The organism is Chromobacterium phragmitis (assembly GCF_003325475.1).
GTDB lineage: Bacteria > Pseudomonadota > Gammaproteobacteria > Burkholderiales > Chromobacteriaceae > Chromobacterium > Chromobacterium phragmitis.
Window position 1 is genome coordinate 2,805,601 of sequence record NZ_CP029495.1, and the last position, 12,587, is coordinate 2,818,187.

General features: G+C 63.0%; 8 protein-coding genes. 6 read left to right on the top strand and 2 right to left on the bottom strand.

What is annotated here, in order from left to right; genetic code table 11:
* The first annotated feature begins 449 nt into the window (after window positions 1–449).
* Window positions 450–2,243 carry a M61 family metallopeptidase gene (locus tag DK842_RS13445; protein ID WP_114061892.1) on the top strand — a complete coding sequence of 598 codons (1,794 nt, stop codon included), beginning with the start codon at window positions 450–452 and terminating at the stop codon, window positions 2,241–2,243.
* Between the two features lie 94 nt (window positions 2,244–2,337).
* Entirely contained in the window at window positions 2,338–4,956 is a 2,619-nt protein-coding gene (gene pepN / locus DK842_RS13450; RefSeq protein ID WP_114061893.1) for an aminopeptidase N, read from the top strand.
* Window positions 4,957–5,025: 69 nt separating this feature from the next.
* Here pepN and DK842_RS13455 read toward each other — a convergent pair whose 3' ends face one another.
* Both DK842_RS13455 and DK842_RS13460 read right to left on the bottom strand, forming a co-directional pair.
* Window positions 5,026–5,451 (bottom strand): Hsp20/alpha crystallin family protein, encoded by a 426-nt coding sequence (locus DK842_RS13455; RefSeq protein ID WP_114061894.1) that lies wholly within the window; start codon window positions 5,449–5,451, stop codon window positions 5,026–5,028.
* A gap of 109 nt (window positions 5,452–5,560) precedes the next feature.
* Window positions 5,561–7,216 (bottom strand): ABC transporter substrate-binding protein, encoded by a 1,656-nt coding sequence (locus DK842_RS13460; RefSeq protein WP_168194883.1) that lies wholly within the window; start codon window positions 7,214–7,216, stop codon window positions 5,561–5,563.
* Between the two features lie 119 nt (window positions 7,217–7,335).
* On the opposite strand from DK842_RS13460, the gene DK842_RS13465 reads away from it, so the two are divergent.
* The 4 genes from DK842_RS13465 (at window position 7,336) to DK842_RS13480 (ending at window position 12,331) form a co-directional block, all read left to right on the top strand.
* Window positions 7,336–8,544, top strand: coding sequence for an MFS transporter (locus DK842_RS13465; RefSeq protein WP_168194884.1), 1,209 nt, complete (start codon window positions 7,336–7,338; stop codon window positions 8,542–8,544).
* 58 nt (window positions 8,545–8,602) lie between these two features.
* Window positions 8,603–9,520: an alpha/beta fold hydrolase gene (locus DK842_RS13470; protein WP_114061897.1), complete on the top strand. Its 918-nt coding sequence runs from the start codon at window positions 8,603–8,605 to the stop codon at window positions 9,518–9,520.
* A 667-nt stretch (window positions 9,521–10,187) separates the two neighbouring features.
* Entirely contained in the window at window positions 10,188–11,459 is a 1,272-nt protein-coding gene (locus DK842_RS13475; protein WP_114063740.1) for a RidA family protein, read from the top strand.
* Between the two features lie 242 nt (window positions 11,460–11,701).
* The gene (locus tag DK842_RS13480; protein WP_114061898.1) at window positions 11,702–12,331 is read left to right on the top strand and encodes a 2OG-Fe(II) oxygenase; all 630 of its coding nucleotides are present in this window, start codon (window positions 11,702–11,704) and stop codon (window positions 12,329–12,331) included.
* Window positions 12,332–12,587: the final 256 nt, after the last annotated feature.

Sequence of the window (12,587 nt, forward strand, 5' to 3'; positions counted from 1 at the left end):
TCCAAGGTTGCTAACTTAGAACATGACAAACCAAGGCGGCTTGAACTTCTCAACCTTATCCCAATCTGGAAACTGGAAAAGCAAGCCGCGGGGAACCGTTTTACGAAAAGTCGAATCAGGTGCTTGACCTGTACCGATAGGCTTTGATGTCTGTATTAGCAGTTTGCCAGCCTTTTCGATAGCACCAAATTTCCACTTGTCCAATGCCGTTATTCTAAATCAAATGACCTATGCGAGCCAGTTGCATAGTCGGCCTGGATGGGTTCCCGCTTGTCTTCGTTCTTGTGGTATTGCGAGGGTAGCGATACGAATAGTACATGTTGCCACGCATGCAATTGTATTGGCCTGTCGGTATGACTTCTTGACATGGATCAATACGCCACGAGGCCAACCGCCCGAATCGCGAAAATGCTAAAATCATCAAGTTTTGCAACGCTTGCAGGCCGATCATGACTCAACCCGTCCCAGTACACTACACGCTGCGCCCGGTTTCACCGGAAGCGCACCTGTTCGAGGCAACCGTCACCGTCACGCATCCGGCCAAGGATGGCCAGATGTTTTTTCTGCCGGCGTGGATTCCCGGCAGTTATATGATACGTGAATTCTCCAAGCACATCGTCGAGATCGAGGCCCGCGCCGGCGGCAAGCCGGTGGCGCTGCGGCAACTGGAGAAGAACCGCTGGCAGGCGGCGCCGGCAAAGGGCGCGCTGACGCTTCGCTATCTGGTCTATGCCTTCGATCTGTCGGTGCGCGGCGCCTACCTGGACGGCGAGCGAGGCTTCTTCAACGGCACCAGCGTGTTCCTGGCGGCGGAAGGCTATGAGGGCGAGCCCTGCGCCGTGGACATCCACGCGCCGGAAGGCAAGGCCTACGCCGGCTGGAAAGTGGCGACCAGCCTGCCTGCCGTCGACATCAAGAAAAAGAGCGGCTTCGGCGCTTACCAGGCATCCAATTACGACGAGCTGATCGACCACCCGGTGGAAATGGGCGAGTTCCAAAAGGTCAGCTTCAAGGCTTGCGGCGTGCCGCACGAGTTCGTCGTCTCCGGCCGCTTCCAAGGCGATCTGAAGCGGCTGGCCGAGGACACCCGCAAGATCTGCGAATACCAGATCAAGCTGTTCGGCGAGCCGGCGCCTTTCGAGCGCTACGTGTTCATGCTGTTCGTCGGCAAGGACATCTACGGCGGTCTGGAGCACCGCGCGTCCACCGCGCTGGTGGCCAACCGCGACGACCTGCCGGCGGCGGGCGCGACGGAGATCGGCGATGGTTATCTGAAGTTGCTGGGCCTGATCAGCCACGAGTACTTCCATAGCTGGAACGTCAAGCGGATGAAGCCGGCGGCGTTCACGCCCTATGACCTGAACCGCGAAGGCATGACCCGCCTGCTGTGGGCGTTCGAAGGCATCACCTCCTATTACGACGACCTGACCCTGGTCCGTTGCGGCCTGATCGACGAAAAGCGCTACCTGGGTCTGCTGGCTGAAACCATCACCGGCGTGCGGCGCGGCGCGGGCCGCCTCAAGCAGACGCTGGAGCAATCCAGCTTCGAGGCCTGGACCAAGTACTACCGCCAGGACGAGAACAGCCCCAACAGCATCGTCAGCTACTACACCAAGGGCTCGCTGGCCGCGCTGGCGCTGGACCTGCTGATTCGCCGCGACAGCAAGGGCAAGCAATCGCTGGACGACGTGATGCGCGCGCTGTGGGCCAAATGGCTGGCCGATGGCAAGGGCCTGGAAGAGGACGAGTGGGAAAAGATCGCGATCGAAACCACCGGCCTCAAGCTCAAACCCTTCTTCGATCTGGCGCTGCGCAGCACCCTGGATCTGCCGCTGGCTGAACTATTGCAGAGCCAGGGCGTGGAACTGAAATTCGAGGCCGCGCAGGGCGCGTCCGACCGCGGCGGCGTGGTGGACGCTTTCGCCGGCAAGCCGGCGCCGCTGACGCTGGGCGTCAAGACCGCGGCCGACGCCGCCGGCGTCAAGCTGGCCCAGGTGCTGGATGGCGGCGCGGCGCAGCGGGCCGGCCTGTCCGGCGGCGACGTGGTGGTGGCGCTGGACAAGCTCCGCGCCTACGATTTGGACAAGCAGCTTGTCCGTCTGTCCGCGGGCGACACGATCAAGCTGCACGCTTTCCGCCGCGACGAACTGATGACGTTCGATGTGGCGCCGCAGGCCGCGCCGGAGGATACCTGCCGCCTCAAGCTGGAAGCCGGCGGCGGCAAATGGATTGCAGGCCGCTGACAGAGCGGTCGATTTCGACCAAGAGCGGCGCCGACTAGGCGCCGCGCCGTCTATGAAAGAGACCGGCCATGAGCCGGACCGCAAGGAGACACGAATGGCTCAACAGCCGGAAGTGAAGTACCGCAAGGATTATCAGGCCCCCGCTTTTCTGATCGACCGCGTCGATCTGGTGTTCGACATCGAAGACGAGTCCACCCGCGTGCAATCGCGGCTGGTGGTGACCCGCAACGGCGAATCCGCCGAGCGCGATCTGAAGCTGGAAGGCAGCGCCAAGCTGCTGTCCGTGCTGCTGGACGGCGAGAGGCTGGACGAAACCCGCTACGGCCTGGCCGATGACGTGCTGACCGTGAGCCAAGTGCCGGACAGCTTCATCCTGGAAGTGGAAACCGAGCTCGAACCGGCGGCCAATACCAGCCTGATGGGTTTGTACGCGTCCAGCGGCAACCTGTTCACCCAGTGCGAGCCGGAAGGCTTCCGCAAGATCACCTATTACCTGGACCGTCCGGACGTGATGGCCAAGTTCACCACCACCATCAAGGCCGACAAGCAGAAGTACCCGGTGTTGCTGTCCAACGGCAACAAGGTGGGCGAGGGCATGGTGGACAAGAAGCGCCACTGGGTCAAATGGGTGGATCCGTACCGCAAGCCTTCCTACCTGTTCGCGCTGGTGGCGGGCAAATTGGTGGCCTTGAAAGACAAATTCGTCACCATGCGCGGCCGCGAAGTGGCGCTGGAAATCTGGACCGAGCCGGCCGACCAGGACAAGACCGCGCACGCGATGGAGTCGGTCAAGCACTCTATGAAGTGGGACGAGGAGCGCTTCGGCCTGGAGTACGACCTGGACATCTACATGATCGTCGCGGTCGGAGACTTCAATATGGGGGCAATGGAGAACAAGGGCCTCAACATCTTCAACACCAAGTATGTGCTGGCCCGCCAGGACACTGCCACCGATACCGATTTCGAAGACATCGAGGCGGTGATCGGCCACGAATACTTCCACAATTGGACCGGCAACCGCGTCACCTGCCGCGACTGGTTCCAGCTGAGCCTGAAGGAGGGCCTGACCGTTTACCGCGATCAGGAGTTCAGCGCCGACATCTACAGCCGCGCGGTCAAGCGCATCGAGGACGTCAAGGGCCTGCGCATGGCGCAATTCCCGGAAGACGCCGGCCCGACCGCGCACCCGATCCGTCCGGACAGCTACATCGAAATGAACAACTTCTACACCATGACCGTGTACGAGAAGGGCGCGGAAGTGGTGCGGATGTATGAAACCCTGCTGGGCCGCGACGGCTTCCGCAAGGGCATGGACCTGTACTTCAAGCGCCATGACGGCCAGGCCGTCACCTGCGACGACTTCCGCGCCGCGATGGCCGACGCCAACGATGCCGACCTGTCGCAGTTCTCGCTGTGGTACAGCCAGGCCGGCACGCCGCGCCTGGCCATCTCGTCCAGCTACGATCCGGCCGAGCGAAGCTACACGCTGACTGTCAAGCAAAGCTGCCCGGCCACGCCGGGCCAACAGGCCAAGCTGCCCTTCCACATTCCGCTGGCGCTGGGCTTGGTGGGCGCGGACGGCCAGGACCTGCCGCTGCGCCTCGCCGGCGAGGCCGAGGCTGTCGGCGCGTCGCGGGTGCTGGACGTCAAGGCCGCCGAACATCGCTTCACCTTCGTCGATATTCCGGCCGAGCCGGTGCCGTCGCTGCTGCGCGGCTTCTCCGCGCCGGTGAAGCTGGAATACGATTGGCGCGACGACCAACTGGTGTTCCTGATGGCCAACGACAGCGACAGCTTCTGCCGCTGGGAGGCCGGCCAGATTTTCGCCGAGCGCTTGTTCAAGCAATTGATCGCCGATGTGGCCGCCGGCCGCGAACTCAAGCTGTCCGAAACCTTCATCGGCGCTTTCCGCGCGGTGTTGAAGGATTTGAATCTGGACCCGGCCTTCAAGGCGCTGATGCTGAATCTGCCGACCGAGGGCGAAATCCTGGAGATGGTGGACGTCGCCGATCCTGCCGTCATCCACCAGGTGCGCGAGTTCGTGCTGGACCAGCTGGCGCAGGCGCTGCGCGGCGAATGGCGCGAGGCTTACGAACTCAACCTGACCCGCGAATACAAGCCGCAGGACTCCGGCAAGCGCAGCCTGAAGAACCGCGCGCTGTGGATGCTGAACCGGCTGGACGACGCCTGGCCGGCGGAAATGGCGGCCAAGCAGTTCCGCGACGCGGACAATATGACCGACCAGATGGGCGCGCTGCTGGCGCTGCGCGACCGCGACGGCCAGGAGCGCGACGACTGCTTCACCGATTTCGCCTCGCGCTGGCAGGGCGAAGCCTTGGTGATGGACAAATTCTTCATGCTGATCGGCGGCAGCCAGCTGGAGGGCACGCTGCAGCGGGTGGAAGCGGCGCTCAAGCACCCGGCCTTCAGCATCAAGAACCCCAACAAGGTGCGTTCGCTGCTGGGCGCCTTCGGCGCCAACCTGTACCATTTCCACGCGGCGGACGGCAGCGGCTACCGTTTCCAGGCCGACCGCATCCTGGAACTGGACCCGATCAACGCTCAGGCGGCCAGCGGGCTGACCCGCGCCTTCCGCAGGCTGCAGAAGCTGGAGCCGGGCCGGCAGGCCCTGATGCGGGCGGAGCTGGAGCGGATGGCCAAGGCCAAGCTGTCCAAGGACGTGTACGAGATCGTGTCCAAGATTCTGGCCTGATCCCGGGCACGCCCCAATGAAAAAACGCGCCGGCGAAACCGGCGCGTTTTTTGCGTCAAAGGGGCAAGCTTATTCTATCCGCAGCCGTTGGCTGGCGCCGCCGTTGCGGCGCTTGGGCAGGATCAGACTCAGCACGCCGTTTTCATACTTGGCGGCGGAGGCGTCGCGATCGACGTCCTGCGGCAGCTGGAAACTGCGCGATACCACGCCGTAGTAGCGCTCGGTCCGCAGTTGGCGCTCATCCTTGCCTTGCTGGTCGAACTGCTTGACCTCGGCCTTGATCGTCACCAGCGCGCCGTCGATGTCGACGTGGATGTCCTCTTTGCCGACGCCGGGCAGTTCGGCCGCCACCAGATAGGCTTCGCCGGTTTCCTTGACGTCCATCTTGATCTGCGAGGGCAGCGCGTCGCCATGCAGCGGCTTGATGAAGAAACCCGGCGTGAAATCGCGGAAGAACTCATCAAACAGGCTATGGCGGGCAGGCAACATGCTCATTTGCTTCTCCTTTCGTTTCAGTGGCTTACGGCGATCGCCTTCCTATGGCTGGAGATAGGGGCGGTTCGCGCGGATTCAAGTGTCAATCGGTCGAAAGGGTTGATCGCGGTCAAGCGCGCAGCCACAGCCCGGCGAAGTCGGTCCAGCCGTTGCCGCCCAGCTGCAGTCCGGCCAGTTGCGGGCTGGCGTCGTGGCCCAGCGTTTCATGGGACAGCGGCAGCAGCCAGCCCTCGGCCACCAGCCAGTCGCCGGCGCGGCGGTAGCCCTGCTGGCGGGCGGCGAACGCCGGCTCCGCCTGCAGGCTGCGCATGTCCCGGGCCAGCCGAGCCGAGGCGTCGGAGGATAGCCCCAGCTGCAGCGTGCCGCAGCCGCTCAGCCATTCGAACATGCCATAGTCGCGGTCATCGTGCAGCAATTCGCTGCACAGGATCAGGTCCGCCTCGCCGCGCCAGGCGGCGGAGTCGAAGAACGCGCGCCGGGACAGGCAGCGGATGTCGAGCGCGACGCCGATGGACGACAGCCGTTCCGCCAAGGCGGCCGCCAGCGGCGGGAAGCAGGGCAGGTCGTAATGGAACAGCGTCAGCTCGCGGACATTCAGCCGCGGGGGCTCGCCGGATGCCGGGCGAGGATGTTCCCAGCCCGGCTGCAAGCCCAGCGCCGGCGCGCGGTCGTCGTTGGCGGCGACGGGGTGCGGCGAGGAGAGAAAGCGCATCAGCGGCAGCCGCCGGCCTTCGGGGACGCGGCAGCCTGGGCGCAGCAGCAGATAGGTGCAGGCCGATTGCAGCATGGTGGCGCCGCGCTGGGCGCCGTATTCCAGCCGCAGATGGAAATCCTGTTCGCCCGGCGACGGGATGATCCACAGCTCGATCGCATCCAGCAGCGCGCGCTCGCGGTAATGCTGTTCGAAGGCGGACAGCTTCAGCCGCTGCGGGCTGTGCAGCTCGACGCGGAACGGGCCGCTGCCCACCGGCAGATGGGCGAAGTCCTCGCCGCGTCGCCGCGGGACGATGGAGGCGTTGGCGGTGGCCAGCCGCTGCGGCCACAGGTAGTCGGCTTCGTCCAGCCGGCAGCTGAAGGACAGAGCGTCATGGATGTCGACGCTGCGCAGATGGGCGTATAGCGCGTGATAGGGGTTATCCGGCCGCTTCAGGCGCAGCAGGCTGGCGGCGGCGGTTTCGGCGTCGAGGAGGGCGCCGTCGTGAAAGCGCAGGCCGGGGCGCAGCCAGAAGCGCCAGCTCTTGCCTTCGCCGTCGCTTTCCCAGCTGTGGGCCAGCGCCGGCCGCAGCTCCCGGCCTTGCTTGTCGTGGCGGCACAGCCGGTCGAAGATCTGCCGCACCAGATGGGCCTCCAGTCTGGAGTTGACCTGCTGCGGGTCCAGCGTCAGCGGCGGATGCGGAATCGGGATGCGCAGGCTGCGGCCGCTGTCGCCGGCGCCCAGGTGCTGCGGCAAGCTGGCCAGCAGCCGCTGCTGGCTGGACGGTTCCAGCCGGGAGAAAGCCTGCTCCAATTGCCCGCGCGCCAGCATGCCTTGCAGTTGCTGCCACTCCAGCTCGTCCGGCCGTTGCAGCAGCGTGAGCGTGGAGCGATTGCCGCGCCCGCGGCCGGCTTGCCATTCCAGCCAGCCCAGCTCCCGCATCCTGGCGAGCTGCAGCCGCGCGTTGCGCTCGCCGCAGCGCCATAGCCCGGCCAGTTGGGGCAGACCGGGCTGGGCTGGCGCGTCGCCATAGGCCAGGTAGAGTTGTTGGTATTGCTGTCGCAGTCGCATCGCGGCTCCCGGTTGGGAAAATATAAAAGCGGAAGTATTTATTATGGGTTGCATCCATTTTTCTATTCCGCTTTATCGTCAATACTGCAGGCGTTTCCTTTGCTTTACAAGGTGTTGTCGTGGATCTGCGTTCTTCCGTGGTGCGGCGCGTGCTGCTGTCTTCCTTCCTGCTGTCTTTGTCGCGGGCGGTGATCTCGCCGCTGTTGGTGTTGGCGCTGGGCAAGCAATTGCAGTTGTCGGTGCAGGCCACCGGCACGTTGCTGGCCGCGGTGCTGCTGGTGTCGGCGCTGTTCGGCCTCTACGGCGGCTATTGGCTGGACCGGCTGCCGCGGGGTCCGGCTTTGCGCGGCGCGGCCATCCTGATGGCGGCGGGCGGCGCGCTGCTGCCCTATGGCCACAGCTACGCGACGGTAGTGACGGCGTTGGCGGCGGGCGAGCTGGCGATGGTGGTGTACAGCATCGCGGTGAAAGCGATACTCAGCGACGTGGTGGCCGCGCCGTGGCGCAGCAAGGCGTTTTCGATGCGCTACACGCTGGCCAATGTGGCCTGGGCGCTGGGGCCCATGCTATGCAGCCTGACGCTGTGGTGGAGCGAGCTGGCGCCTTACTGGCTGGGCGGCGCCATCGCGCTGGCGGGTCTCGCCGCCCAGCCGCGGCTGCCTGAGCGGCGCCATGATCCGGCCGCGCTGCCGGACGGCTTCGCCGCCACGTTGCGCACGCTGGCCGGCGACAGGGTGCTGGTGTGGTTCACGATCAGCAGCCTGCTCGCCTACGTGGTGTATGGCCGTTTTTCCGGCTATCTGCCGCTGTTTCTGCTGACGCGGATGGACGAGGCCGAGGCGATGCGCTGGATGTCGGCGCTGATCAGCTGCAATGCCGTCACGGTGGTGCTGTTCCAGTATCCGCTGGGGCGGTTGCTGAAGCCGCAGCGTCTGATGCGCGCCATCGTCGGCGGCTTCCTGCTGATAGGCGCCGGCATGCTTTGGGTGGGGTGGGCGGACAGCCTGGCGATGATGTGCGCGGCTATCGCCTTGTTCACGCTGGGCGAGATCGTGCTGGTGCCGGCCGAATACCTGTACATCGACGCCATCGCGCCGGACGCCTTGAAGGGCAGCTATTACGGCGCGCAGAACCTGGCTTCGCTGGGCGGCGCGCTGGGGCCGGCGATGGTGGGCGTGCTGCTGTCGCATGGGCCGTCCTGGGTGGTGTTCGCCATATTGGCGTTGTTGTGCGCGGCCGGCGCGGGGCTGGCGCTCTACAGCGAGCGGCTGCGTTTGCGGCGGAGCGGCGAGCGAGCGGCTTTTCCTTTGTCGGGTTCTTTGTCATGATCAAGCGTTTGCTTGAATCGCCGCGCAGACGGCGATGGCATCACCGAGCGAGGAAAGCATGGAGAAACTGCAGCAGGATTTGTATGTGCCGGTGGGGGGCGGAGAGCGCCTGTTCCTGAAGCGCATCGGACGGCCCGGAGGCGAGCCGGTGCTGATGGCGCATGGCGTGATGGCCAATGGCCGCATCTTTTACACTGATACAGGCAAGGGGCTGGCGCATTTCCTGGCGGATGCCGGCTACGACGTGTATGTGGCTGATCTGCGCGGCAGAGGACGCAGCACGCCCAAGATCGGGCCGCATTCCCGACATGGGCAGACCGAGACCATCTGTGAGGATCTGCCGGCGCTGCATGAATTCGTGCGCCGAAAGAGCGGCGGCCAGCGAGCGCACTGGATCGCCCACTCCTGGGGCGGCGTGCACATGACGAGCTGCCTGGTCCGTTATCCCGAAATCGCCGCCCAGGTGGCGAGCGCGGTGTATTTCGGCGCCAAGCGCAGCGTGAGGGTGCGCAACCTGAACAAGCTGATAGAAGTGGACTTCATGTGGAACACTGCTTCGCGCTGGCTGATCCGAGCCTTCGGCTACCTGCCGGCGCGTCGCATCCGGCTGGGGGCCGACGACGAAAGCGACAAGAGCCATCTGCAAAGCAAGCTGTGGGCCCAGCCCAAGCCCTGGGTGGACAGCGACGACGGTTTCGATTACGCCGCCGCCGCTGAAGCCGGCCATCTGCCGCCGATCCTGTACTTCGCCGCCGCCAACGATCCCTGCCGCGGCCACCCGGAAGACGTGCGCCGCTTCCGCGACGAATCCGGCCCGCACCTGTCGAGGCTGCACCTGTTGGGACGGCGGGCCGGCCATCTGCACGACTACAACCACGTGTCGCTGCTGACCCACCCGGACGCGCCGCGCGACCACTTCCCGTTGGCGCTGGACTGGCTGGCGGGGCGCTGCGACGCGGTGGCGGAGAATTATTGAGCAGGCTTGGCTGGATAGGCGGCGGGCCTTGGATTTCAGGGCTCGTTTTCATTTCTTTTTGTGGCGAGAGGCCGCATGGATGATGCCATGCGGCCTCTCGCGTATCTTAATTCGCGCCGCGCTCGGGAACGGCTTTGCCCGGCTGGCGAGTCATTGGCAGCGCTGTAGTTTACTGTTCACCTTCTCATTTAAAACCGTGAAAAGCAACGAATCATTTGGCGCCGCATACAGCTGAGGTTGATCATTGTCAAATCCGGCTTCTGCTGAATATGTTTGATCGTGCAGTTTTAAAGAGCAGGTGTGCAGAAAATGGCAGTGTGAAGTATTAGCATTAAAGAGCAGTTTTAGTTGAATATGCGACATGATGGATGGTTATGTCCTGTGGCGGCGGCCTTTTACTCAATTCGAATTGATTCTTTTCGCTTTGTTTTGTTGTCGTGTCGTATTGACAGCTCTGGGCGATGAGCCGATAAAATCCGGAATCTTGATTGCATTGCTTCCATTCCTCTCGGTTTCGCTCTTGGCTGATTTCGGCTTTGCCAAGACTTTATCTTGCAGTGAAGCGGATTAAATAATGGTAATGCCAATGGAGCGGCGGCCGCCGATGGTGAGGCGATATATATTCGGCCATGCTGCGGATGAATTTGAACTGAACAGGTATACCATCATGAGTAGTTTCAACGCGGTACTGGCAAGGAATTCGGAAAAGGCGCCGACTGGAATGGGGCCATATTCCCAAACGGTAGCCTTCTCGCACTACAACAATCTGTCGGCTCAGTTGCCGGTGGATCCGGCCACGGGGCGCTTGGTGGCTGGCGGCGTGAAAGAACAGGCCGAAAGATGCTTCAAAAATATCCAGGAAATTATAAAAAGCATCGGCCATGAGATGAGCGACGTGGTGAGGATCACCATTTTCCTGCAAGATATCTCGGACATGCATGCGGTCAATGCGGTGTACTCCGGCTTCTTCCCGGATTATGTCCCCACCTTGACGACTGTCGCGGTCGCGGCTTTGCCGATGGGCGCCTTGTTGCAAGTAGAGGCTCTGCTTTCCAATGGCGAAGGCACCATTCCCAATGCGCCGCAGGCGGGCGACCTGATTAAGATCGCAAGCGAGACCGGCCATGCGCCGACCAGCCATTTGTCTACCCAATCGGTAGCCTTTTCCCATTACAACAATATCTCGGCTCAATTGCCGATTGATCCTGAATCCGGAAAGCTGGTCGCCGGCGGAGCAAGAGAGCAGGCTGCCCAGTGTTTGAAGAATATCCGGGCGATTCTGGAAAATATCGCCGTGCCGTTTGACGATATTGTCAAAATCAATATTTTCCTTAAAAACCTGTCGGACATCGAGTCGGTGAACGAAGCTTACCGCGCGTGCTTCCCGGATTCCGCCATCGCTCGGGCAGTGGGTTATGTTCCGGCGCGCACCGTGGCGGAAGCCGCTGCGCTGCCTATGGACGCTCTGGTGCAAATTGAAGCGGTGGTATCGCATGGAGACGGCACGCCGCCGCAAGCGGTTGAAGACAGGCACGGCATCGTGATCAAAGCGCATAACACTGAAAACGCTCCCCGTTGCCCGCTTTCTACGCAAACGGTGGCATTCTCCCATTACAACCATCTTTCCGCTCAATTGCCTTTGGATCCCGAGACGGATGAAATGGTGGCCGGCGGCGTGAAAGAGCAGGCCGCGCAGTGCCTGAACAACATCAAGGCCATCGTGGAAAGCATAGGCCACGCGATGGGCGATGTGGTCAAGGTCAATGTTTTCCTTAAAAACATCGCGGATATGGATGCGGTGGACGAGGTTTACACCACCTTCTTCCCGGGCGGCGTTCCCGCGCGGCGGGTGGTGGGCGTTGGCGCCTTGCCTCGCGGCGCGATGATACAAATCGATGCCGTGGTGGCCAATGCCGAGGGCACGCCTCCGAAAGCATAAGCAGTCGTTTTTTTGAAAAGGGAGCGGAATCATTTTCCGCTCCCTTTTTCAATGGCGCGGTCCGCGGCAGGCCTGTCTGGAGAGCGGAGGCCAGACCCGCTGGCAACCTGTGTGCGAGCAGGGCGCGGAGACGGCGCCGCTCCGATTCGGCTGGATAAGCTGGCGAGGATTGATATTCGACATTCGCCAGCGGGTGCGGCATGTGGTAGAAAGCGTCAGCCCGTTTTCTGGACAACTTCGACATGACCGCGCTGCAATTCGAACTCGACGCCGTACTCGACACCCTGGCCGGCCAGGGCTGGATCGTCATTCCTCAAGCCCTGCCGGCGGAATGGGTCGCCAATCTGCGCGAAGCCTGCCTGCAGGTGTGGGACGAGGGCCGCTTCCACGAGGCCGCCACCGGCCGCTCCGGCGGCCAGGCGCGCCGCGCCGAGATCCGCTCCGACTCCGTATTGTGGCTGGACCAGGTGGACGAGTTGCCGGCGGTACGGGCTTATCACGCGGCGATGGACGAGATCATGCAGGCAGTGAACCGCGGCCTGTACCTGGGCTTGGCCGAGCTGGAGTCGCATTTCGCCGTCTACCCGGAAGGCGCCTTCTATAAAAAGCATCTGGACCGTTTTCAGGACGACGACGCGCGCACCCTGACCACGGTGTTCTATCTCAATGAAAACTGGCCGGCCGATGCCGGCGGCCAGATCCGGCTGTATCTGGACCAAGCTTGCGAAGCGTTCATCGACGTGGAGCCGGAGGCCGGCACCCTGGTGCTGTTCCTGGCCGACCGTTTTTGGCATGAGGTATTGCCGGCCAAGCGGCAGCGCTTGTCGGTCACCGGCTGGTATCGCCGCCAGGGCGGCAGCTTGCCGTGGTGAGTGTGTTGACGGTTCTTATCATTTGAATCCGCTGCGCGGATGATGGGTTTTCATAGCCGGGGCTGCCCGGCGAGCAGGGAGGGGATATTTGCGTGGCCAAATATCCCCTCCACCCCTAAAGGCCACCCTGCAAGCCTGGCCTTCGGCTCCCCGCCGGGTCCCGCCAGGCCCGAGGCGCGGCTGAACTCTCTGCGTGCGAATCTTCCAGATTCGCTCAGCGATGCGCGCTAACGTCGCGGGGCTCAAACAAGCAGCC

What these genes read in the sequence shown, in the direction of transcription:
- pepN (WP_114061893.1), top strand. Translation starts at nt 2,338, where the DNA reads ATGGCTCAACAGCCGGAAGTGAAGTACCGCAAGGATTATCAGGCCCCC.
- DK842_RS13445 (WP_114061892.1), top strand. Translation starts at nt 450, where the DNA reads ATGACTCAACCCGTCCCAGTACACTACACGCTGCGCCCGGTTTCACCG.
- DK842_RS13475 (WP_114063740.1), top strand. Translation starts at nt 10,188, where the DNA reads ATGAGTAGTTTCAACGCGGTACTGGCAAGGAATTCGGAAAAGGCGCCG.
- DK842_RS13470 (WP_114061897.1), top strand. Translation starts at nt 8,603, where the DNA reads ATGGAGAAACTGCAGCAGGATTTGTATGTGCCGGTGGGGGGCGGAGAG.
- DK842_RS13455 (WP_114061894.1), bottom strand. Translation starts at nt 5,451, where the DNA reads ATGAGCATGTTGCCTGCCCGCCATAGCCTGTTTGATGAGTTCTTCCGC.
- DK842_RS13480 (WP_114061898.1), top strand. Translation starts at nt 11,702, where the DNA reads ATGACCGCGCTGCAATTCGAACTCGACGCCGTACTCGACACCCTGGCC.
- DK842_RS13460 (WP_168194883.1), bottom strand. Translation starts at nt 7,216, where the DNA reads ATGCGACTGCGACAGCAATACCAACAACTCTACCTGGCCTATGGCGAC.